The sequence below is a fragment of the Velocimicrobium porci genome (genome assembly GCF_009696045.1).
Taxonomy (GTDB): domain Bacteria; phylum Bacillota; class Clostridia; order Lachnospirales; family Lachnospiraceae; genus Velocimicrobium; species Velocimicrobium porci.
The window spans coordinates 91,987-116,781 of record NZ_VUMT01000002.1 but is presented as its reverse complement, the minus strand read 5'-3'; the positions used below and the strand labels follow the sequence as shown (position 1 = coordinate 116,781).

General features: G+C 34.9%; 18 protein-coding genes and 1 tRNA gene. 13 read left to right on the top strand and 6 right to left on the bottom strand.

Annotated elements, in window-relative coordinates:
• Nucleotides 1-57 precede the first annotated feature (57 nt).
• The 4 genes from FYJ58_RS02090 to hydE all read left to right on the top strand — a co-directional run bounded on the left by FYJ58_RS02090 (nt 58) and on the right by hydE (nt 5,806).
• Nucleotides 58-2,214, top strand: coding sequence for a chemotaxis protein CheA (locus tag FYJ58_RS02090; protein ID WP_154516554.1), 2,157 nt, complete (start codon nt 58-60; stop codon nt 2,212-2,214).
• Nucleotides 2,215-2,228: 14 nt separating this feature from the next.
• Nucleotides 2,229-2,738 carry a chemotaxis protein CheW gene (locus FYJ58_RS02085; protein ID WP_154516551.1) on the top strand — a complete coding sequence of 170 codons (510 nt, stop codon included), beginning with the start codon at nt 2,229-2,231 and terminating at the stop codon, nt 2,736-2,738.
• Nucleotides 2,739-2,752: 14 nt separating this feature from the next.
• Entirely contained in the window at nt 2,753-4,579 is a 1,827-nt protein-coding gene (locus FYJ58_RS02080; protein WP_154516548.1) for a methyl-accepting chemotaxis protein, read from the top strand.
• A gap of 198 nt (nt 4,580-4,777) precedes the next feature.
• Entirely contained in the window at nt 4,778-5,806 is a 1,029-nt protein-coding gene (gene hydE, locus FYJ58_RS02075; RefSeq protein ID WP_328597776.1) for a [FeFe] hydrogenase H-cluster radical SAM maturase HydE, read from the top strand.
• Here the strand turns inward: hydE and FYJ58_RS02070 are convergent.
• Nucleotides 5,803-6,339 (bottom strand): ECF transporter S component, encoded by a 537-nt coding sequence (locus FYJ58_RS02070; protein WP_154516545.1) that lies wholly within the window; start codon nt 6,337-6,339, stop codon nt 5,803-5,805. The genes hydE and FYJ58_RS02070 overlap by 4 nt on opposite strands.
• Before the next feature lie 221 nt (nt 6,340-6,560).
• Between FYJ58_RS02070 and FYJ58_RS02065 the strand changes: the two genes are divergently transcribed.
• From FYJ58_RS02065 to ytvI, 5 genes are all read left to right on the top strand, one after another.
• Nucleotides 6,561-7,415, top strand: coding sequence for a DUF368 domain-containing protein (locus FYJ58_RS02065; RefSeq protein WP_154516542.1), 855 nt, complete (start codon nt 6,561-6,563; stop codon nt 7,413-7,415).
• 67 nt (nt 7,416-7,482) lie between these two features.
• Complete coding sequence (locus FYJ58_RS02060; protein ID WP_205839130.1) at nt 7,483-8,463, top strand: metal ABC transporter substrate-binding protein; 981 nt, start codon at nt 7,483-7,485, stop codon at nt 8,461-8,463.
• Nucleotides 8,460-9,254: a metal ABC transporter ATP-binding protein gene (locus FYJ58_RS02055; protein ID WP_235912529.1), complete on the top strand. Its 795-nt coding sequence runs from the start codon at nt 8,460-8,462 to the stop codon at nt 9,252-9,254. The genes FYJ58_RS02060 and FYJ58_RS02055 overlap by 4 nt, the downstream gene beginning before the upstream one ends.
• A 13-nt stretch (nt 9,255-9,267) precedes the next feature.
• Nucleotides 9,268-10,107, top strand: a complete 840-nt coding sequence (locus FYJ58_RS02050; protein WP_154516536.1) for a metal ABC transporter permease — start codon at nt 9,268-9,270, stop codon at nt 10,105-10,107.
• A gap of 55 nt (nt 10,108-10,162) precedes the next feature.
• On the top strand, nt 10,163-11,284 hold the full coding sequence (gene ytvI, locus FYJ58_RS02045) for a sporulation integral membrane protein YtvI (protein ID WP_154516533.1): 1,122 nt from the start codon (nt 10,163-10,165) through the stop codon (nt 11,282-11,284).
• Nucleotides 11,285-11,346: 62 nt separating this feature from the next.
• Here the strand turns inward: ytvI and FYJ58_RS02040 are convergent, their stop codons facing one another.
• Entirely contained in the window at nt 11,347-12,213 is an 867-nt protein-coding gene (locus FYJ58_RS02040; protein WP_154516530.1) for a VanZ family protein, read from the bottom strand.
• A 151-nt stretch (nt 12,214-12,364) separates the two neighbouring features.
• On the opposite strand from FYJ58_RS02040, the gene FYJ58_RS02035 reads away from it, so the two are divergent.
• From FYJ58_RS02035 to FYJ58_RS02025, 3 genes are all read left to right on the top strand, one after another.
• On the top strand, nt 12,365-13,522 hold the full coding sequence (locus FYJ58_RS02035) for an exonuclease SbcCD subunit D (protein ID WP_154516527.1): 1,158 nt from the start codon (nt 12,365-12,367) through the stop codon (nt 13,520-13,522).
• A gap of 1 nt (nt 13,523) precedes the next feature.
• On the top strand, nt 13,524-16,058 hold the full coding sequence (locus tag FYJ58_RS02030; protein WP_154516524.1) for an AAA family ATPase: 2,535 nt from the start codon (nt 13,524-13,526) through the stop codon (nt 16,056-16,058).
• Nucleotides 16,059-16,119: 61 nt separating this feature from the next.
• On the top strand, nt 16,120-16,749 hold the full coding sequence (locus FYJ58_RS02025; protein WP_154516521.1) for a hypothetical protein: 630 nt from the start codon (nt 16,120-16,122) through the stop codon (nt 16,747-16,749).
• Between the two features lie 47 nt (nt 16,750-16,796).
• Here the strand turns inward: FYJ58_RS02025 and FYJ58_RS02020 are convergent.
• The 3 genes from FYJ58_RS02020 to FYJ58_RS02010 form a co-directional block, all read right to left on the bottom strand.
• Nucleotides 16,797-16,870, bottom strand: a tRNA-Met gene (locus tag FYJ58_RS02020).
• Nucleotides 16,871-17,037: 167 nt separating this feature from the next.
• Nucleotides 17,038-18,795, bottom strand: a complete 1,758-nt coding sequence (locus FYJ58_RS02015; protein WP_154516518.1) for a [FeFe] hydrogenase, group A — start codon at nt 18,793-18,795, stop codon at nt 17,038-17,040.
• Nucleotides 18,789-20,633: an NAD(P)-binding protein gene (locus tag FYJ58_RS02010; protein ID WP_154516515.1), complete on the bottom strand. Its 1,845-nt coding sequence runs from the start codon at nt 20,631-20,633 to the stop codon at nt 18,789-18,791. The genes FYJ58_RS02015 and FYJ58_RS02010 overlap by 7 nt, the downstream gene beginning before the upstream one ends.
• 255 nt (nt 20,634-20,888) lie before the next feature.
• On the opposite strand from FYJ58_RS02010, the gene ispF reads away from it, so the two are divergent.
• Nucleotides 20,889-21,446, top strand: coding sequence for a 2-C-methyl-D-erythritol 2,4-cyclodiphosphate synthase (gene ispF / locus FYJ58_RS02005; protein ID WP_154516512.1), 558 nt, complete (start codon nt 20,889-20,891; stop codon nt 21,444-21,446).
• Between the two features lie 63 nt (nt 21,447-21,509).
• On the opposite strand, the gene FYJ58_RS02000 is transcribed toward ispF, so the two are convergent.
• Nucleotides 21,510-24,653 carry an EAL domain-containing protein gene (locus FYJ58_RS02000; protein WP_154516509.1) on the bottom strand — a complete coding sequence of 1,048 codons (3,144 nt, stop codon included), beginning with the start codon at nt 24,651-24,653 and terminating at the stop codon, nt 21,510-21,512.
• Nucleotides 24,654-24,795: the final 142 nt, after the last annotated feature.

Sequence of the window (24,795 nt, the reverse complement as noted above, 5' to 3'; positions counted from 1 at the left end):
TTTTGGCAATCCTAAATTCAACCTCACAAAATAGGTATTTGTGAAAGGAGGAAGACAATGGGAGAAGAATTCATTACAGAGGGAATGTTAGATATGTTCTTATTCGAGAGCGAACAATTGCTTGAAAATATTGAAAATCTGGCATTAGAGCATAAAGATGATAATGAGTTTGATGAGAATGCGATTAATGAAATTTTTCGGGCAATGCACACAATAAAAGGTTCATCCGGAGTTATGATGTATAATAATATTACTACCGTTTCTCATACGTTAGAGGATGTATTTTATTACATTCGGGAATCACACCCAGATGATGTGCCTCATTCAGAACTGGTAAGTTACATACTAGAGGTAACGGATTTTATAAATGGTGAGTTGGAAAAAATACGAGAAGGCGGAGAACCGGATGGTGACCCGGAACAATTAATAACCGACATAAAAGTATTCTTAGACCAGATTAAGCATAATATAACTGAAAAAGGAGAAGAACTTCCTCCTGAAAAGGAATATGTACCTCCAAAGAAATTTTATATTGCACCGGTTGCATCAGCAGACAGTAAATTTTATAAAATTTTTATTACTTATAACAAAGATACACAAATGAGTAATATACGTGCTTATACAGCTGTATATTCATTAAAAGAGGTTGCAGAAGATCTTCAGTATACTCCGGAAGATATTATAACGAATGAGGCAAGTTCAGAGGAAATCCTAAAGTATGGATTTAAAATGGCTTTGCAGACAAAGGCAGATGCCAGTGAAATTATGGAATTAATTGATCATAGTTCTGGTGTGGACCATATTGAAATTACAGAATGTACTCCAGAGGAATTCTTAGCTTATTGTTCTGGAGGAGAAATATTTATTGATTTGGATGGGGAACAGGAAAAAGAAAGTTCTCCAAAACAGGGACAGGAAGAGAAAGAACAAGAAAAGAAAGAACAGGAAAAATTAATTGAGAAATTAAATAAACAAGTATCGGAGTCGAAAGAACAGGAGCAGAAGAAAAAGGAACCAAAGAAGCATCAGGAATCGAAAAAAGCAGAGGCACAGAGTTTTATCAGTGTCAATGTTAAGAAAATGGATGAATTAATGGATTTAATAGGTGAAATTGTAATTGCAGAAGCAGTTGTATTACAAAATCCGGATTTACAGGTTCCGGGATTAGATTTAACGAATTTTCAGAAAGCAGCAGCACAATTATCAAAAATAACAACCGAATTGCAGGAATCCATTATGGCAATGCGAATGATGCCATTGAAAAATACATTCCAGAAAATGAATCGAATTGTTTATGATGTTTCAAAAAAACTTGGAAAAGATATTGAACTTGAAGTAATCGGTGAAGAAACCGAGGTGGATAAAAATATTATAGAACATATTTCAGACCCATTGATGCACTTAATACGTAATGCTGTTGATCATGGCATTGAGAGCAATGAGGAAAGGAAGAATTTAGGCAAAACGGAAAAAGGAAAAGTGATTCTGGAAGCAAAGAATGAAGGCGGAAAGGTCTGGATTATAGTAAGTGATAATGGAAAGGGTTTGAGTAGGCGTGCAATATTAGAGAAAGCACGGGAAAATAATTTGTTAGGAAATAAATCGGAAAAAGATTTGAGTGATAAAGAAGTTTTTTCCTTCATAACATTGCCAGGCTTTTCTACGAAAAAAGAAGTGACAGAATACTCAGGCAGAGGTGTCGGAATGGATGTTGTTATGAAAAACATTCAGCAGATTGGCGGAAGTCTGGAGATTGACAGTAAAGAGGGAATTGGTACGACAATGACTATGAAAATTCCTCTTACTCTTGCAATTATTGATGGAATTATTTTTAGTGTTGGTAAAACAAACTTTGTAGTAGCTACAAATGCGGTAAAAGAATTCATTTGTGTTAAAAAAGAACAATTAATTGTAGAACCGGATGGAAATGAATATATTATGATTCGAGGAGAATGTTATCCTGTTATCCGCTTAAATCAATATTATCATATTAAAGATTCTGTTGATGATGTGGAGGAAGGCGTCATGATATTAATTGAACATGAAGAACATGTGATTTGTGTTTTTGCCGATCGCCTGATTGGAGAACAGGGAATTGTAGTAAAACCAATGCCAACTTATATAAGAAAAGTAAAAGGAATCTCAGGATGTACTCAGTTGGGAGATGGAAGTATTAGTTTAATTCTTGATGCTGGGGGCATTATGCAAGAGTAGAAAGGAGTTGTCATATGGCAGAAGAAGTAGATAAAATTTTAGAAAACGAAGATACTCAAAAAGGGAAATACATGACGTTTAAGTCAGGAAATGAGTATTATGGAATAGGAATTAATTATGTAAATGAAATTATAGGAATGCAATCGATAACGGAAGTGCCGGAGGTAGAAGATTACATTATAGGGTTGATTAATCTTAGAGGGAAGATTATACCGGTTATTGATGTGAGAATCCGTTTTAAAAAGGAAGCACTTCCATACAATGACAGAACTTGTATTATTGTAATTGATGTCAAGTCTACAGTTGTGGGACTTATCGTAGACACAATCGCAGAAGTTGTTACAATTGATGATGCGAATATTGTTCCACCTCCAACTGTTGTGTCGGGTTCATCACAAGCGAGTAAATATGTTTACGGCATTGGAAAAATTGGGGATGAAGTGAAGTTACTGTTGGATCCAGAAGCTTTGATAAATGATAAAGATGTCAGAGTAATGGAAGATATGGTTATTCAAAATGAATAATTGGAGGTAGGCAAATGAAAAGTTTCAAAGATCTGAAAATTAAAACAAAGCTTATTATTGGTTTTAATATTGTAATTGTTGCTATTGTTTTTTTGGCAATTTGTTCTTTAAAAATGATTTATATAACAAATACAGCAGGAGAAAAAAGATTTACTACATATGGAACAAGTTCGGGTGATGTGGCACTTGCATTTGTAAATTATCAGGAAATCAAGGTACATTTAAGAAACTTATTGTATGTAGAAAAAGATGGAAGTGCTTCAGAAGCTTCGGAAATTGAGCAAATTAATGAATGTTCAGAATATATGGGGCAATATTTGAATAAATTTTATAAAGAAGTGAAAGACGATCAGGTTCTTAGTGTTTTCAAAGAATCACAGGCGAGTCTGATTAACTTCCAGGATACAGTAGATAAAGTGATTGCACTAGTGCAAGAAAATAAGTACGATGAAGCCAGATTAACCTTGGAAGAAGAGGGAGCAGAGGTAGCAAAGACTACAGAAGGAGCAATTGACGATATTATTACAATGCTTGATAAAAGAGCAGATGAGAAAGCAAAAGAGCTACAAGGAGATGTGGGATGGTTAGTAATTCTTATGATTTTTGTAGCGTTTATTGGAATTTTAATTTCAGTCATTTTTGAAATTGTTATTGTACGTTCAATTCGAATTCCATTAAAAAAATTGAAAAAAGTATCAGAGAGTCTGGCAGTTGGTGATGTTCAGATAACCGTTCAAAAAGAGTCCGATGATGAATTCGGTGAGTTAATGGATGAATTTAAAATTATGATTGATAATATCCGTAAACAGGCAATGATTGCAGAACAGATTGCTAAGGGGGATATGTGTATAGAGGTTCAGCCAAATTCAGAAAAGGACATTTTGGGATATGCACTAAAGAAAATTGTTGATGATAATAATCGTGTATTAGGAAACATTAAAGAAGCTTCCATGCAGGTGACTTCTGGTTCCGGTCAGGTGGCTTCTGCAAGCCAGTCATTAGCACAAGGCTCTACAGAACAGGCGAGTGCAATTGAACAGGTATCTGCTTCCATTGAAGATATTGCAGAAAGGACTCGTGTAAATGCAACCGATGCAAATGAAGCAAATCGTCTTGTAAATGAAACAAAAGAAGATGCAGTAAAAGGAAACGAGCAGATGAATGAAATGATTCATGCGATGGAAGAAATTAATGAATCATCGGAAAATATTTCGAAAATTATAAAGGTGATTGATGATATTGCTTTTCAGACGAATATACTTGCATTGAATGCAGCTGTAGAAGCGGCAAGAGCAGGAACACATGGAAAAGGATTTGCTGTTGTAGCAGAAGAAGTCCGGAATTTGGCAGGAAAGAGTGCTTTAGCGGCGAGTGAAACGGCAGAGATGATAGAGGATTCGATTAAAAAAGTTGAAAATGGATCCAAACTTGCACAAGAAACAGCAGTAGCTTTGAATCATATTGTAGCGGCAGTTGATAATATTGTAGATTTAATCAATGGAATTGCCGGAGCTTCAAATGAACAGGCAACTGCAGTAGCTCAAATTGACCAGGCACTGGCACAGGTATCACAGGTTGTGCAAACAAACTCTGCAACAAGTGAACAATGTGCAGCAGCTAGTGAAGAACTATCGAATCAGGCAGTTCGGTTGCGAGAATTAATTTCAATTTTCAATTTGAAAGAATTAAATTCTAATTCTTATATGGGAAATGTGTATAACAACATGAATGGTTCAGAAGAGTGGAAAGAACCAATAATATCATTAGAAGATGATGAACTAGAACAGCAAGGCAGCAAAGAGATAACAACTTCAATTGATAATGGATTTGGAAAATATTAAGAAATAAGGGAAATAGAAGATTGTCCCTTCTTTGTGTCAAATGCAAGGAAGGGACTATTTTTTGCTTTATAGGAAACTTTGTTTCCTATAAAGCAAAAACGCACCGCGTTGGAGATGAATGATATCGCCAAAGCGACCCGCCGCAGGCGGAGAATCCTTTGGAACAGGATTTTTTCTTATAGGATTAGGAGGTATTTTGTGTTAGTACAAAAATTAATAAGAGAAGGAATGTTAAAAAAAGAGGAATATATAGAGCTTTTAGATACGTATACAGAAGATACGATAAATCAGCTAAGTGAAATTGCTGTTCAATATAGAAAACGCTACTATGGAAATAAGGTTTATACAAGAGGGTTAATTGAGTTTACAAACTATTGTAAAAATAATTGTTTCTATTGTGGAATCAGAGGAAAAAACAGAAATATTATTCGTTATAGACTTACAAAGGAAGAAATACTTGAATGTTGTAAAAGTGGGTATGAACTTGGATTTCGCACATTTGTATTGCAAGGCGGTGAGGATATTTACTTTAATGATGAGAAGCTTTGTGATATAATCAAATCGATTAAGCAAAGGTATCCGGATTGTGCGATTACTTTATCAGTCGGTGAGCGTTCCTATGAAAGCTATAAAGCACTGAAAGAGGCCGGAGCTGACAGATACCTTTTAAGACATGAAACTGCAATGGAAAGTCACTATTGCAAGCTCCATCCAAGAGAAATGTCACTTGAAAATCGAAAACATTGTCTATATCAATTGAAGGAGTTGGGATATCAGGTTGGAGCCGGATTCATGGTTGGCTCTCCACATCAGACGAATGAATGTTTAGCGGAAGACTTAATATTTTTAAAAGAACTTGAACCGGATATGGTTGGAATTGGACCATTTCTTCCCCATCATGATACACCATTTGCAAAAGAGGAAAAAGGAAGTGTGTCAAAAACATTACTTTTACTTGCAGTGGTAAGAATCATTCTTCCAAAAGTATTGCTTCCTGCAACAACTGCACTTGGAACAGCAGAAGGTGATGGAAGAGAAAAAGGGCTGGCAGTTGGGGCAAATGTTGTAATGCCTAATTTATCGCCATTATCAAAAAGAGAGCAATATGCCTTGTATGATAACAAGATACATCAAAATGCTGAAGCAGCAGAAAATATTAAAGTATTAGAAAGAAAAGTAAAAGAATTAGGCTATGGATTGGCATATGAGCGAGGAGATGCCGTTTAGGCCTCTCTCGCTAGCATAGATTTAACAGCTGGTACATGGGTAAGAACCGGCATAAGAATACAGGATACAATAATTCCAAAAAGATTTTGCAGAAGATTTCCCGGAACAGAAGATAGGGCAGCAACGCCTTCTCCAAATAAAATGCTTGCAACAATAAAGTATCCTCCGGTTACAATAATTCCTCCGCCTATTCCGGCAGCAATCAAAGGAATTAGGTGATATTTTTTGCAAAAGCTTTTGTGGACAAGCATATTATAAATGATACCACCAACAATTGCGGCAAATGCTTTGATAACTAAAGTTGGAAGTGCATAATGGGGATAGCCTAATAGTAAATCCGATAGCATCGATCCAACTCCGGCTGCCATACCGCCGTAAATAGGACCTAATAAAATTCCAGATAAAAGAACAAGACCATCCCCTAAATGAATATAACCATTCATTGGAGAGGGAATTGTTATAACCATAGTTGCAATACACGTTAAAGCTGCCATTAGAGCAGTTATTACTAATAATGATGTTTTTTTAGCCATAGAAAAGCCTCCATTTATCCTATTGATTTATTGTATGTGTTACTATACAATGAATCTGGCATGGTAAAAAGAGCCAGATTATACAAAAGGGAAGGTACCAGATTGGAGAAGCTAATATTAATTTGACATATTTTTTAATTTTTTCTTAACAGCGTAGTAGTTAGGAATATGTTATGATAAAATATCAGAGTTGAAAAAATAAAAGAGAAAGGGTAAGATGTATGAAATATTTGATAAACATTATCAAAGGCGTTTTAATCGGAATTGCGAATGCAATACCGGGTGTGAGTGGTGGTACAATGATGGTATCAATGGGAATTTATGATGAAATTATTGGTTGTGTTACGAATTTATTTTCTCAACTGAAAAAAAGTATTATAACATTGATTCCTTATATTATTGGTATGGGTCTTGGAATTGTTGGTTTATCTTATGGGATTAAATACTTATTAGCCAATTTTCCACTACAGACCAGTATGATATTTATCGGTTTGATTTTAGGTGGTATTCCTGTATTAGCAGAACATGTAAAGGGCAAGAAAATGGGAATATCAAATGGTATTATATTTGTAATCTTTTTTGCAATGATTATAGTATTACAAATGCTTGGAGGAACCGAAGCAACTCAGACTACGATTGAACCTTCCGTTTTAGAAGGAATCAAACTATTTTTTATTGGAATAATTGCAGCGGCTACGATGGTTGTACCAGGTGTAAGCGGTTCTATGATTTTGATGCTGATGGGGTATTATTATCCTATTATCAATACAATTACAGCATTTGTTGACGGACTAAGAGCAGGTGATATACAGGTAATGTTAGCAGCCTGTGGTATTTTAATTCCATTTGGAATTGGAGTTGTTGTTGGAATATTTGTAATTGCTAAAATTATTGAACTTTTATTAGCTAATTATGAGAGTCATACGTATTGTGCTATATTAGGTTTAGTATTGGCTTCCCCATTTGCTATTTTAATCGGAAACGGAATACCTGCATTATCTCCAATTATAGTTATAAGCAGTATTATTACGTTTGCAGTTGGATTTGCGGTAGCCTTTTTCTTGGGAAGAGAGTAAATAAGTTTGAGTAGATTTTGGCAGTATTGCAAGAAGAATTGTGATGTGCTATGAATGGGGAATAAAGATGAAGAAAAGATTGATTTTACTTGGGATTATGTTTTTTGTAACAGGAATTAGTGTACTAATTACCAGACAGATGGAAGGAACATCAATGCAGAATAAAGATTCGATACAAGTTGTTACTTCATTCTATCCGATGTATATCGCAGCACTAAATCTTACGGACAATGTTGAGCAGATTGAGTTAAGTAATTTAACTGAAAATAAAGGTGGTTGCCTTCATGACTATCAATTGACAACAAAGGACATGAAAAAGTTAGAATATGCCGATGTCTTAATTTTGAATGGTGGCGGAATGGAATCTTTTATTGATTCTGTTTTGGAAGCATATCCAGATATAAAAATTATAAATGCCAGTGAAGAAGTTGATTTGCTGGAGAATGAAGAAGGTCATGAGCATGAACATGAGGAGGTTCATAGCATTGAAGAAGATATTCATAGTGAAGAGGAACATGAAGGACATAACCATGGAGCATGGAATGGGCATGTGTGGATGGATCCGGTTCGTTATGAAAAACAAATTCAGAAGATAAGTAAAGAATTACAGAAAATAGACAAAGCACATGCGAAGCAGTATGTAGAAAATGAAAAAAAATATCGAACAAAAATACAGAAGTTGGAAAAAGAGTTGACAACTTTAGAGCAGAAGAAACTAAATGAGAATATAATTATTTTCCATGACGCGTTTGCTTATTTGGCAAATCGGTTGGGAATGAATATCGTGCATCAGATTGATATGGATAACGATACTTCTTTTAGTGCTGGAGAAGTAGCAGAGATTATTGATGAAATGCGGGAAAATAAAGTATCAATTTTATTGGCGGAAAAACAATTTTCCATGGCAATTCCAGAGAGTATTGCAAAAGAAAATAAAGCTAAGGTTGTTGTAATTGATTCCCTTGTATCAGGGGCAATGGATAAAGATGCTTATATTGATGGTATGGAAGAGAATATACGCATTATGAAGCAGGAGCTGACGAAATGAATAAGTTAAGTAAAACAGTTGGGAAAAAAAATATTGTAAATGCTACAATGAAAAAAAGCAAGAATAACTGTGGTTTTCATTGTATTCGGATTAAAGATTTTGGAGTTAAAATTGGTGATACAAATATATTAGATCATATTAATGTGCATATTCATTGTGGGGAGCTGACTTCTATTATTGGTAAAAATGGTGCAGGAAAATCAACTCTTATTCGTGCAATATTAAATGAAATAAAGCATGAAGGCACGATAGAATTTAAAGATATCAAAAACAATGAATATAAGGACTTAAGAATTGGTTATGTTCCACAACATTTAAATATAGCAAAGAATACACCGACAAGTGTCTATGATTTGCTTGCAAGTTATGTAACAAGGACTCCGGTTTTCTTTAAAAAGAATAAAAAAGCATATCAGATGATTAAGAAGCAATTGGCACAATTTGAGGCAGAAGAGCTGATTGATAAAACAGTTTGTGATTTGTCCGGTGGCCAGTTACAACGAGTGCTTTTGTCACTTGCAATGATGCCCATGCCTAATTTACTAATTTTGGATGAGCCGGTATCCGGAATTGATCACAATGGAATGGAGTTGTTTTTTGAAAAGATTGACTATTTAAAGAAAAATTGTGACCTGGCTGTTATACTTGTATCTCATGATTTGGAATATGTTGCAAAGTATAGTGATCATGTTATTTTGTTAGATCATACAATTCAAAAAGAAGGCACCGCTGAGGAAGTGTTTAGCAGTACAGCATTTAAAGAAACTTTTGGCGAAAAGATAGTTAGATAGGAAGGACTTGGATATGGAATTATTTTATAAGTTATTGGAAGAACTGTTACCATTCCAATTTATTCATTATGATTTTATGAAAAATGCACTGCTTGCAATGCTGATTATTACTCCGTTATTTGGAATTTTAGGAACCATGATTGTAAACAATCGGCTGGCTTTTTTTTCCGATGCATTAGGACATTCGGCATTTACCGGAATTGCAATTGGTATCATTTTAGGATTGGCCGACACGAATATATCAATGATAGTTTTTGCAGTAGTTTTTGCTCTTTTGTTAAATTGGATAAAACGAAGAAATACAGTATCAACTGATACGATTATTTCTGTGTTTTCTTCACTTGGTACAGCCGTGGGACTTGTGATTTTGTCAAGAAATGGAAAATTTTCGGAATATTCAAGCTTGTTAGTTGGAGATATATTAAGTATTACACCAAAGGAAATTGTACTTTTGCTGATTATTTTTATTGTCACAATTTTATTTTGGGGCTTTTGCTTTAATAGGCTCCATGCACTGAGTATTAATGAAACATTAGCAAAGAGCAAGCGGATTCCTGCAACACTTATGGATAATTGCTTTGTTGTTATTACGGCATTGATTATTATGTTGTCAATTCGTTGGGTTGGTATACTGATTATTAATGCTTTGTTGATTCTTCCAGCAGCCAGTAGTAGAAATTTAGCCTCTGACATGAGAGAATATCACAGATTTGCAATTGAAATTTCTATGTTTTCAGGAATTTTAGGATTGATTGTGTCTTATTATAATAATACGGCAACGGGACCAACAATTGTAATTGTAGCTTCAATGGTATTTTTCTTGACCTTAGTGGCAAAACCTTTTGTAAAATAGATTGATAGGTCTATAATAAGAAACATAAGGCAGATGGATAATGTGAGGTGGTACAATGGGTAATTCTAGTATTTATAAGAAAATTTTAGTTGATTTTTTAATTGCAGTGATAACGGTTTTGATTTTAGTTTTTCTTGTTCCAAAAGCAATCCGGTTTTTTATGCCATTTGTAATTGGCTGGATTATAGCGATGATTGCGAATCCGCTTGTTCGTTTCTTAGAACGAAGAGTTAAAATTGTCAGAAAGCATAGTTCCGTACTTATTATCATTGCTGCACTTGGAGCAGTTGTTGCTATTCTTTACTTTGGAGGAATTTTTTTGGTTCGCCAGACGATGGGATTGATTTCTGATTTGCCATATATTGCAGATGAAATTCAAAATCAGATTATTATTGCAACAAACGACATGAAAGGCTTTTATCATATTTTGCCTGAAAATTTAAAAGAGTGGATTGACAGCATCGGTGGTAACCTTGGAAAATACATTACTACATTTGTATCTAAAATAAGTACAACTTCAATCAATGGTGCAGGTTTATTGGTAAAAAATGTTGCTGAAGGATTTCTGATGGCTATTATTACGATTCTTTCTGCATATTTCTTTATTGCAGAACGGGATATATTAGTAGCCGATATTAAAAAGAATATGCCCGAATCAATTATGGAGAAATATCGAATTATAAAGGTTAATTTTGTGCTTGCAATTGGAGGATATTTTAAAGCACAATTTAAGATTATGGGTGTTATTATTGTTATTTTATTTGTTGGATTAGAGATTATGGATGTAAATTATTCGTTTTTATTGGCCTTGCTCATTGCTTTTTTGGATTTTCTTCCGGTTTTTGGAACAGGAACGGTTATTTTCCCATGGGCATTGTTTGATGTAATCGGAGGGAAATATTTTCACGCGGTCTGTCTTATGATAATTTATATTATCTGCCAGCTTGTAAGGCAGGTGTTACAACCGAAAATGGTTGGGGACAGTATTGGATTAAGTCCACTGGCTACATTAGTCTTTATGTATGTTGGTTATAAGATAAAGGGAGTCCTTGGCATGATAATTGGAATTCCTGTTGGTATGGCAATTATTAATTTGTACAAGGCGGGAATTTTTGATCAATTAATTCGTGGTGCAAAGATTATTATTCATGATATCAATGAGTATCGGAAATATTGAGAATAAAATGTAAAAAAATGAGGCTGTTAAATAGCCTCATTTTTTATAAAAGTATATCAGCATTAATAGTTATTGAAAAAGAAGGAGTATTTATTCCGTTCATATAGAAAATCTTCTCCTGTTACATGCTGAAAAATAGCATTTAAAATCTGGTATAACAAAATTCCAATTAAAAGACCAAAGAACCGATAGAAACACGAGTCGATATTTGCAATTCCCTGTGTAACATATGGTACGCTTTCAAAAGCAACCGGAATTAAAAAAATCAAAATTCCTTTTAAAAGAAAAGAGTATTTTTTTAGGAGAAGTGCAATATAAAATCCCATTGGTATAAATAATATCAGGATATGAATGATATATCCGATTAAACTTCCGATTCCATTTCCTGTATAAATAAAGTCTTCAATATGGGTTGCCGTAGTAAGGAATGGGATAAACGAAATTCCTTTTTGATCGAATCCGTAAGGAAGACGAAGCGGTGAAATTACTGTATGGAAAACGAGATTCCAGAGATAGAAAACTCCAAATAAAATATTTGTTTTCCAAAAGTAGGAATTAAAACATACAAATCTTGGTCCGCGATCGAACAGGCAACGGAAAATGCTATATAAAAGTGGAAATAACCAGTTTGCGTAAATAATAAACTGGACATATTCCCGATAAACTATAATGTTCCCGGTTTGTCCAAAGTATACCGATGCAGTTAGTATTGAACTAAAAAGCATACTCATTAAAGAAAACAAAAAGCAGGTGTCATAAGTTAATGAACTTTCTAAAAAAATGTGGGACACGATAAGTGAACCAAGAACAGTAACCAAACCTACCGGCCAAAATTTATCAACAAAATAGTAGACACCAAATTCAGCACCTACCAAGAATAAGCTTATAAAAAATACAAAAGTCGTTATTTTAATTGAGCGACGTTCCATTACTTCACATCCTTTATAAATACATAAAAATCTAAAATAACTGTACTACAAAAAAAGTTGTTTGTACAGAAAAAAAATACATTTTGTGTTAAAATTAAAATATTCGTAAGAATTTGTAATGTCTTAGAAAAAAATAAGAGGAGAAAATGAGATGAAATGGATTCATATTGGCGATGTACATATAGGAAAATATGTACATGAGTTTTCAATGTTAAAAGACCAGGAATATATATTAAATCAAATTATAACAATTGCGGAAAAAGAGAAGGCGGATGGGATTATAATTGCAGGAGATGTTTATGACCGTTCCATACCGCCTGCAGAAGCTGTGTCTGTATTAGATTCTTTTTTAACGAAGTTAATTGAGAAACATATAAAAGTGTGTATGATTAGCGGAAATCACGATTCACCGGAACGGATTGGATTCGCTGGTGAAATATTGGATAAAAGTGGTTTGTATATTGCAAATACAGCAAAGAATGGGATAAAGAAAGTGTGTTTTGATGACGAATTTGGAGCAGTTAATATTTATTTACTTCCATTTGCAAGACCTGCAGTTATGAAATACTGGCTTGGAGAAGAAAATGGAAAAGAAATGAATTATGAGGCATGTATTAAAAAAATGATTGAGAATTGTGAGATAAATCAAAATGAGAGGAACATTTTAGTGACGCATCATTTTGTTATAAAAGGAGCAGAAATTCCACTTTGTTCGGATTCTGAGCAGTCTGTTTTTGTGGGAGGAACAGAACAGGTTGATGGCGAAATCTTTGACTGCTTTGATTATGTTGCTCTAGGACATATTCATCGTCCACAGAAGGTCGGAAGGGATACGATGAGGTATTGTGGTTCTCCGTTAAAATATTCATTTTCAGAAGCAGGTCATGAGAAGAGTGTAACTGTTGTTGAACTAAAAGAAAAAGGTGACCTTGTCATAAAAAAAGTACCATTAAAACCGCTTCATGATATGCGTATTATTAAAGGGAAACTAAAGGATTTGCTGGCGGAAGACGTTGTTGCTTTGGCAGATTGTAATGACTATATTCAGGCGGTATTAACGGATGAGGAAGTATTGTTCGAACCGATGGATAAGCTAAGGAGCGTATACCCAAATATTATGCAGATGGTAAAGGAAACGAATACTGAAAGAAAAAACTTGAGAAGTGAGTGTTTTGCCAAAGCAGAAAAAAAGTCATCAATGGAGTTATATAAAGAGTTCTATAGAATAGTGACAGAGCAGGAACTTGATGAACGAAGAGAAGCAATTCTTACTAAGATAATTCAAAATGTAGCAGAGGAGGAACTGTAGGATGAAACCAATACGGCTGACATTAAGCGCCTGGGGACCATATTCTTCGAGAGAGTGTATTGATTTTTCAAATTATATAGAGGGAGGATTATTTTTAGTAACCGGCGCAACAGGGAGTGGAAAAACAACGATTTTTGATGGGATAACATACGCAATCTATGGTAATGTGAGTGGTAAAAATCGTGAAAAAACAACACTTCGAAGTGATTTTGCAAAACCCGAAACAGATACTTATGTAGAATTTATATTTTCTCATAAAGGAAAAAATTATACAGTTAAGCGGTCACCTAAGTACAGTCGTCCGAAACGAAGAGGAACAGGAGAAACAATTAGTCCGGAAACAGCGGAGTTGTATGAAGAAGAGAAGGAGCCATGTACGTTAGTAAATGAGGTAAATAAAAGACTAGAACAGATTATGGGAATTAATTACCGTCAGTTTAAACAGATTGCTATGATTGCACAAGGTGAATTTTTAGAGCTTTTATTGGCAAATTCAAAGGACAGGGTAGAAATTCTTAGGAATATATTTCAGACAGAAGAATTTGAACAGATACAGAGAAAAATCAGTGAAGAGGCAAAACGAATTGGTGGAAAATTAAGCAGACAAAAAAGTAAAATGGAAGAAGCAGCTTCTATGATTTGCTGCCAAAATAATCAGTTGTCAGAGGCACTTAAAGAGGAATACCTTTCGTTTGATAAAGTAATAGGTTTGCTGGAGGCAGAAATAAAAGAAGAAAAAGAGGAAATCCAAACGCTTCAGGTGCAGACTGAATTATTAGAAAAACAGATAAAGGAACTAACAGGAAAAGGGGAGGTGTATTTTACTATACAAAAGAAACGAGAAGAGTTAGAAGAAAAAATAGAGAAAAATAAAATACAGCTTAAAGAAGGTGAACAAAAGGAAGAAGCGTTAAAAGAAGATTTTGAACAATGGCAGATGAAATCGGAAAAAGTAGAAAAAAATCAAAAACTAGAGCAAATGGAAATGAAGCAAAAGAAAGAACAATTAGAGCAGGAAAGTAAAGAATATCAGGAAATTGAACTGGAACTTTCAAAAGCTGTCGTTTTCATGGAACGGAAAAAAGAAGAGATTGAGTCTGTGAATACAATTAAAAAGCGGATAAAAGAAGAGGAAATGCAAGAGAAGGAACTGCAACGCTGTCAGATGGAATATGAAAAGCAAAGAGAGAAGACAAAACAAATAAAGCGTCAATATGAAGAAAAAGAAGAAATCTATAAATCTTCAACAATTGGTCTGATTGCAAAAGAATTAAGGGAGGGTGAGCCTTGTCCGGTATGTGGATCTTGTGAGCATCCCCATATTGCACCAATAGCAGGGGAAATACCAGATGAGAACATGTTAAAAAAATGGAAGTATGATTGGGAAACGCAAGAGCAGATTAAAAATGATATTTTTCAAAAGGCATCGAAAGAAAAGGGAAGGCTTGATGTTATAAGAAAGGAATTAGAGCAAGCGTTGGAAGAAAAGAAGATCGGACGGAAGGAGCTTGTAGAATATAAAAGGGCGTTGGAGGAAGAAGAAAAGGAACAAATAGAAATTATTAAGGAATTGGAACAAAAGAAAAAACGAAAAACGGAAATTGAGAAAGAATGTAGTCTGATTGATAAAAAGCAGAAACAATTAGAGCAGATACAAGGAAAAAGAAAACTGGAATATCAAGAAAAATATGAACAATATCGAAAGGCTTTGGAAAATAACAAAATAGAAATTGAATCGATAAAAGTATTAATAAAGGAGAATCAAAAGGACTGGAGAAAATTTAAAGAGGAGGAGCAGAATTGTCTTGAGCGTTTACAAAAAGAAATGAAAGGAATCGAAGTAGAAAAATTAAAAGAGGAGCTTCATTGCTTAGAATTAGAAAAGAGGCAAATTCAATTCCAAAAAGAGAAAAAGAAACAAGTGTTTGCAATGAATCAGACCGCACTTTCTTCATTAAAAGAAAAACAAAAAAATCAAGAAGGACTAGAAGATGAGTATGGAATTATAAAGGATCTGGATCAGGTAACAAGAGGAAATAATAAAGCAAGAATTGTATTTGAACACTATGTTTTATCTTCTTACTTTGAAGATATTATTGGTGCTGCTAATATTCGTTTAAATAAAATGACGGCGGGACGTTATGAGTTAACGAAGGTTGAAAAGGTAACGGATGGAAGAACAACTGATAGTTTAAGTCTGGAAGTATTTGATGCGTTTACCGGAAAGAAACGTTCTGTTAAAACTTTATCTGGCGGAGAATCTTTTAAAGCTGCATTGGCGTTAGCCCTTGGGCTATCCGATATTGTGAAACGCCATGCTGGAGGAATACAAATCGATACATTGTTTATTGATGAAGGATTTGGAAGTTTAGATGAGGAATCTTTGAACCAGGCTTTAGATACGCTTGCCCTTTTGACTGATAAAAATTGCCTGATTGGAATTATTTCTCATGTTGCAGAACTAAAAGAACGAATAGAGAATCAGATTATTGTGGAAAAGAAAAAAAATGGAAGCTCTGTAGTGGTAACCGGTTGACAGCATTTTAGGATAAATGGTATTTTAATAAAAAAAGAATGCGAACAGGATTGGAATATACATGGAAATTGAGATAAAAAAAGAAAAATTTCGAAAGAAAGTAATTTATGTTTCCTTAATTATTGTTTTTTCGGTTGTGGAAAGTTTTCTCGTACTGTCTTACCCACAATTTGGAAATAGCATTGGTGCATACGAGTTTAAATATGTACAATGGGAGCAAAGGGAACGGCAATATTGTTATGTTTATAAAGATGTAAGATATCGGAGAATACGAATCTGGAGTAACAAGAAGAAAAATTCAGATTTTTACAGAGTAATTATGCCGGATAATGAGGAAGTACTAGTTTGTCAATCGGATAGAAGACTAATAATTCCATCCAGAGGCGGGATGACGGATTTTGATCATTATAAAGCGGTATTAGAGAAAGATAATTATAATATTTTAAAGCGGGTCATTGAAAATAAATATAGTAATCCACTGCCACAAAATATTTTATTTATGATATTTATAACAATACTGAATGCAGGATTTTCTGCGCTTGTTGTATTTCCTGAACAGGTAAGAGGATATTATAAATTAATTTGCAGCAGGGAAATGAAAGGAAAAGAAAAATATATACAGACTCGATTGTATAGAATAATTGGGACTTTGTTTTTGATTATTATATTCTATGCTTGTATTCGAAAATAATTTAAAAATAAAAAAGGAATGTTTAAAACAAACATTCCTTTTTTTGATAGCGGGAGGGGGATTTGAACCCTCGACACCACGGGTATGAACCGTGTGCTCTAGCCAACTGAGCTATCCCGCCATACATACTACAATATTTATCTCGTGAAACCTTTTATATTCTAACAAAAAAATAATTGCTTGTCAATAAAAAAATTAAAAAAATAGTAGAAAATAGTAGATTAGGAAGTGATATAAAAAACTGGGTTGTCACAAAATACATTTTATTACAACTCCAGTTTTAATCATTTATTCAGGTTTTATTTTTTTTGTACCTGGAACAGTCCATGCGGTATGGTCAGTGTGAAGTAATTCATGGGCAAGATGAGAGAGCGGTTTTTCCAAGAAATCCTCATAAGTTTTTTGAATTTCCGGATTTTCATGAGAGAACCGCAAAGGAGCATTTTGATCCAGAGAATACAAATATTCTCTTCGGTCCTCTGTTTCTTCTTCATCAAGGTGAATTGGCTGACCGCCTCCACCTACACAACCACCAGGACAGGCCATGACTTCTACAAAGTCATACTGTACCTCCCCTTTTAGAAGTGCTTCAATTAATTTTCTTGCGTTTCCCAGACCATTTACAACAGCTGTTTTTATTGTTGTATTGTTAATATCAATGGAGCTTTCTCGCCATCCATCCATGCCGCGGATTTCTTTAAATGCGTCAGCATCAGCATTTTTACCTGTTACAAGGTAATAACAGGAGCGAAGGGCTGCTTCCATAACACCGCCGGTTGCACCAAAGATTACACCTGCACCTGTACCTGTACCAAGAGGTGAGTCAAATTCTTCCTCTTCAAGACTGGAAAAATCAATATTCATGGAACGGCACTGGCGGATTAGCTCCCTTGTTGTAAGAACCAGATCCACATCTTTTCCGGCACCTGAATCATTAATCGTTGGAATATCAGCCTCAGCTTTTTTTGCCATACAAGGCATAATTGATACATGATAGATGTTTTCCGGTTGGATGCCGGCAACTTTAGCAAAATAGGTCTTTATTATTGTTCCCTGCATCTGTTGTGGTGATTTTGCAGTAGAAAGACAGGTTGTAAGTTCAGGATATTGCGACTTTAGGAAGCGTACCCAGCCAGGGCAGCAGGAAGTAAATAATGGATAATCAAAGTCTTCTTTATGGGACAAACGTTCCAAAAATTCGCTTCCTTCTTCCATGATTGTTAAATCTGCTGCATAGTTTGTATCAAATACATACTGGAAGCCCATTTGGCGAAGAGCAGCAACGAGCTTTCCAGGTGTTGCTGCTTCGCGGGGAAGACCGGATTCCTCTGCCCATGCAGTACGGACTGCCGGTGCGATTGATACAACAACAACTTTATCAGGATCCGCAATTGGTGCATCATAGGCAAATAGTTGTTCTTTGTCATCTCTTGCACTTAATGCTCCTGTAGGACAGTGAGTAACACATTGACCACAGAAAGAACAAGGTGCTTCTAAGATATTACGGTTTTCAGAAACAGAAACAGTTGTACGGGATCCTGTTTTAGCAACATCCCATATATGTAAAGATTGTACTTTATCGCATATTTGTATACAACGCATACATTTTATACATTTTCCAGAATCACGAATTAGAGGAATATCTTTTGGCCAAGGGGTAGTTGTAATATCCCTTTGGTAGCCTGCCTGATGAATTCCAAGACTAAATGCAATTTTTTGCAGTTTACAATTTCCATTGCGGATACAAGTAGGACAAAAGCAGTCATGTTGGGATAAAATAAGGTCAACGTTTGTTTTTCTTGCTTCTCTTACTTTAGGAGAATTGGTAAGAATCTCCATGCCATTCCAAACAGGATTGTTACAGGCTGTAACAAGACGCTCCATACCGATAACTTCTACAACACAGACACGACAGGCACCAATTTCGTTTAAATCTTTTAAATAACAAAGACTTGGGACCGGCATATTTGCCTGCTCACAGGCTTCCATAATTGTAATTCCGTCTTCTACTTCAAATGATTTATGATTAATTGTTAATTTTACCATTCGTGTACACGCCCTCCTTTTAATACTCCATATCCGAAATGATCACAACGCAGGCAACGTCTGGATTCCTGGGCTGCTTCTTCCGAACTCATTCCGTATTCGCATAAATTAAAGTCTTTGATACGGTCTTGAGATGCACGCTCTGTCATATTTACTCTTCCGCAAGCCGGATGGTCTCCAAGACGTGCAGGTGGTATTTCAATATCACTGCTGATAATATGATGATATCCAAGATAAGTATCAATATTTGCAGCTGCAGTTTTTCCGGTTGCAATTGCCCGGATAACAGTAGACGGTCCGGTTACACAGTCACCACCGGCGAAGATACCATCGGTACCGATAACTGCACTGGATTCTTTTACTTGGAATGTATTTCTCTTAATTGGAAGCCCTGCGTGTTCAAATGGACCATATACGATATCCTGTCCGATTGCAACAATTACAATATCACAAGGAATTCTTGAAGGTGGGCAGTTTAAATCACCTGGTCGAGGTCTTCCGGCAGAATCCATTAAACCGATAATTTTAGGATCTGCGTACATAGCGGTTACTTGACCATCTGCATTTTGTTCAATTTCTTTTGGCGCATGAAGCTCTAGTATTTCCGTTCCTTCTGCAATTGCTGCTTCAATTTCATCAGGAAGGGCAGTCATATCTTTTTTACGACGGCGGTATAGAACACTTACGTTTTCTGCTCCAAGTCGAATGGCAGAGCGGGTTGCGTCCATTGCTACGTTACCACCTCCGACAACAATAACACGTTTTCCGGTGAAATCTGGAAGTTTACCATCTCCAATATCGCGTAAGAAAGAAACCGCAGAAATAACACCCTTTGCCTCCTCGCCAGGAATTCCGAGCTTTTTATCTGTATGTGCTCCGATTGAAAGATAGATAGCGTCATATTCTTTTCTCAGTTCATCAAAGGAAACCTGATTTTCCTCATCACCGACTGAAGTATTAAGGCGAACCTGAATACCGGTTGAAAGAATTGCGTTGATATCCTGGTCTAATAGATCTTTTGGAAGACGATAGTTTGGGATTCCATAATAAAGCATTCCGCCTAGTTTTTGTCTTTGCTCATATACAGTTACAGAATGTCCCATAAGCTGCAGGTAGTAGGCGGCACTTAAACCGCTCGGACCTCCACCGATAACAGCAACTTTTTTCCCAGTAGGACTAGAACATTTTGGAACAGGTACATTTCCAGCATGGTCAACTGCAAACCGTTTTAGACCTCGTATGTTAATTGGTGCATCGACCATATTACGACGGCAACGGGCTTCACAAGGATGTTCACATACATATGCACAGGCAACTGGAAACGGATTGTCTTTTCGAATTAGTGATACTGCATCCTGATAGCGTTCCTTTGAAACTAAAGCTACATATCCAGGAATATCAACACCTGCCGGACACAAAGCAACACAAGGCACAGGTTGCTCTAAGTGACATAGACATTTTCCGGTTGTTATATGTTCAATATAATCATCACGAAATCCCTCTAATCCCTTTAGAACCATGCGGGCAGCTTCAAATCCAATTGCGCAGTCGGCTGTCTCTGCGATTACTCGGGCTGTTTTTTCGATTAGAGGAATTGTATCTAAAGTGGCATCACCATTTAGTACATCTTCTAATAAATGTTCCAGCTGTGAAAGTCCAATTCTACATGGAACACATTTTCCACAGGTTTGTGCATGGCAGAGCTTTAAGAAAGAAGATGAAACATCAATTGGACATAGCCCCGGAGGACTTGCAATAATACGGCGTTCCAAATCTTTATAAAGCTCTTCTACAATTGACTGTGATTTGCTTTTGGTAATAATGCTTAGTCTGCTCATAATAACCTCCCCAAATACATTATAGTGTATAAAAAATATCAAGAAAAAAATCTTGATTATATAACTATACCACAATATAATTTTGGTGTAAAGTTTGTACAGCAAACTTAGACAAAAATAGATGATTATAGTCAAAATGCACAAAATTAATTTAAAATATCAAGCTGTAATTTTGAGTTAATAATGGTATACTATAAAAATCAAAGTAATTTATAGAAGAAAGGAAAATATGCTTAAATAAGCAGAGGTATGAAAATGAGAATTGGAATGGGATATGATGTTCATAGATTAGTTGATGACAGGGAACTTATTATTGGAGGTGTTCAAATTCCTTATAAAAAAGGGCTTCTCGGACATTCGGATGCAGATGTATTATTGCATGCAATTATGGATGCTTTATTGGGAGCAGCCGCATTGGGCGATATTGGAAAGCATTTTCCTGATACAAAGGAAGAATATAAAGGGATATCCAGTGTAGATCTATTAAAGGCTGTTTCTGCTCTTTTAGAGGACAATCTCTATATTATTGAAAATATAGATGCGACAATTATTGCACAACAACCTAAAATGCTTCCTTACATTGAAAAAATGAGGCAAACAATAGCAGAAACACTTCACATTTCAGTAGAGCAGGTTAATATAAAAGCAACAACGGAGGAGGGACTTGGATTCACTGGTTCCTCTGAGGGAATATCAGCTCATGCAGTATGTTTGTTAAATGAAGTAACAAACTATATTTATGATGACCGAATGACACAGAGAGGACAATGCTCTGGATGCAATGGATGTATGGGTTGCAGGAAGGAGAGTTAGACATAGATAAAAAAGGGCTGTCTTCAAAGTTTTAGACAGTCCTTTTTAACCCAAAAATGAAGCTTAAATCATAGAAGAAGTTTTTTTCATTAAATATTCTTTTTGAATCTGCTCAAATGGTAATGCTTGTGAAAAAGCAAACCCTTGTGCAGTATTGCATCCTAATTCGCAAAGAGTTTTAATCTGTTCTGGTTTTTCCAGGTTCTTCACATTTACTGAAATCTTAAGGGTATTTGCAAGTTCCACAATGGTTTTCGCAATTATTTGTTCCTTTGATGAATTATATTTGTTTTGGAAGAACGAAACATCTAAATTAATAGAGTCGATATCAAATTCACGAAGAATGTTAAAGGAAGAATAGTGGTTTCCAAAATTATCAATCGTGATGGAGAAACCTAACTCTTTAAGCTCTGAAATAAAGCAGAATGTCTCCGTCTGATAATGATGAAAGAAATCTTCTGAAATTTCAAATTTTAAATAAGAAAGAGGAATCTGATAGCAACGAACAATATGTAAAAGTCGTTCAATAAAGTTTGTTGTCATTAGATGAGTTATTGACAAATTGATTGATACCGGATATATTTTTTCAGAATATTTCATTGCTGTATGAAGGTCTTTGCAGATGGCTTGAATAATCTGAAAATCCAGTTCAATTGCATGGTTATTCTCTTCCATGATAGAGAGAAACTCTTTTGGGTACTTTAATTGTTGGGATTCCTGCTTCCAACGGGCAAGTGCTTCGAAACCTACCAATTTATTGTCAGTAAGAGAAAACTTTGGCTGATAGTATGGAAGAAATTGGTTCTCGTTTAATCCATCTTCTAATGACTTTTTAAATGAATAACGGATTATTTCCTGCTGCTCAAATTCAGAGTTATAAACGGCGTACTGGTTTCCGGTGTAACCTTTAAGTGATTTTCTTGCACGAATAGCTTTTTGAAATGCGTCAGTTAAATTGAGGCTTTCAGAAAGAGGGCATATACCATATATAACATCAAAACGATAATAATCCGGCATTTGTTTCGTATTGCACAGGCTATTATTGGAATATATTACGAGCCGGGAAAATAATTCTTCAATGGAATTATTATAGGTTAAGAGTAATGCAAAGTCATCGGCTGAAATACGTGTACAAAGCTCATTTTCTTTTAGAGAAAGAAGTAATTCATGAGCATACTTTTTTAATATTTTATTTCCAATTGCGATACCATAATTTTTATTGTAGCTTTTGAAATTATTAATATTGCAAGAAATAGCGGCAAATTTTATTGCAGGATTTTTAGGCACAATGGTCTCTCCGTGACGAAGAAACTCATGGAAACTTAACAGTTTTGTTAGTTTATCACGATGATAGGGTAGTGACATACAACGTTGACGCTGCAGGTTTTTTATAATATATGAGAGAAATTTTCCCATAAAATAAAACGAAGTAATTTGGCTATTTTCTGTAGCTTCTTGCTCGGAACAGAAATCAATACCTAAAAATCCGATACAATATCCATCACTATATAAAGCGTATTGCCAAAATGATGTTACACCAGCAAGTCGGTAGCTTTCAGCAATTACAGGAGAAATTTGTTCTACCTCCAACAAATCGTTGCAGAAATAACAGTTATTGGAATCGAATAGCTTAATATAATCGCCAACCAGTTCGAATGGATATTGGTAAAGAGCATTGATATCACTAAAATAATTAGGAGTGCTGTATTGGTAGGAAACAGAAAGAGTCTGTTCTACCTGATTTTTTAGCATAATATAAGCATGACTGGCATTATAATATTGGCAGACATGAAACAGGTAATGATAAAGGGCATTTTCAATATCCGTATTTTCTAAAAGTGCAAGTGTCTGTTGAAGAAAAGAAAGGTCTGCTGATGACTTTATTGTTTTTTCAAAAGGTGAAATTTTCTTCTGCACGATTTGCTGCGTTTTGGAATGACCATAAAAATCAAAAAATCCCCCGCCTTTTTTTTGAACAGTGGAAAGTGCAATTTCAGCTTTTCGATGAAACAACTCATACGTAGTTGTTCCTTTTTCTATTGCAACACCCATAGAGCATGTAATCGAAAAGGTCGAAGGATTATTATATAGCTGACTTATAGTTGATACATAATTTTCTAACTGTCCAATTAAATCTTTTTGACTTTGAACTTCGTAGTAAAATACAGCCAAAGTGGTTGGTGACAATTGTCCAAGTAGCTGCTCTGAAAAAATATTTTTTAATTCAATGACAGCTTCTGTCATAATATTTTCTAATAGTGTTTTGCCGTGAATTCTTTTTAATGAATTATAATTATCAATTTCAATAAGAATGAGAGCATGCTGAATGGAGTCATCTTTATATGATTTTAAGTATTCATTCATTTTTTTAACAAAAACAGATTTTTTAATTAAAAGTGACTGGGTATCTTCTTGTTTTTCTTGTTTTCCTATATTTTTGGTTGTTCCAAAAATTCGCACCGGAGTATTACAGTTGTCAAATAGTACAATTCCCTGAAGCTGATACCAATTATAAATTTCAAGGTTGTCTTTATAGCGAATGACAGCTGTCTTATATTGCTTGCCAGTGGATAGACTTTCGAAGAAATGCCGGAAGGATTCTTCATCATCTTTATGGATGTAATTGTTGTTTAGTATGGTTTCTACATAGTTTGGAATTACTTTGTTATTTAAATAAGTTTCGGAAAGCACTCCATACCGAAAGAGTGTTTGTGTCTGGATATCGTACTCCCAAAAGAGCGAACCGATTAATTTAGTTAGAATTGTTGTACAAAGCTGTTCAAACAGGTGTGATTCTTTATATAGATTTTGTCTTGTAACATCCTTAATTATGCACAAAAAAGTAAACGGTTGTGGGGAGTCTTCATGAGAGATAGGTTTCCCGTGAAGATGCAGTAATTTTGATTCTCCCTGTCCACTTTCCATTTTATAATAAAATGATAAGGGTGATTGATTAGAAACAGCTTCGTTTATCTGCTCTTTTAATTGTTCTGCTTTTTCAGGTACCATTTGTTCAAATAAACAGTTATGATACTTTTGGATATATTCTTCTTTTGTGATATCATTTAATTGAAAAAAAATATCATTTGCATAAATAACTTCTCCGGTCTGACCAGATAACTTGATTAAACCAGCAGAAATGATATCTTCTAAATAATGAAATTCTTTGTTTTCAATTGGTTGCATTAAGTGAATTGGTTCTTTCATGCTTAATTTCCTCCGCCAGGTAATATATTACACATTTTTATACAATTATAGCGGAACTTCAGAGATATTCCTAGTAAAAAATAATATTATTTGGTATAATTTTGAAAAAGTGTGTTAAAAGTCAATGGAATAGGAAGAAGGG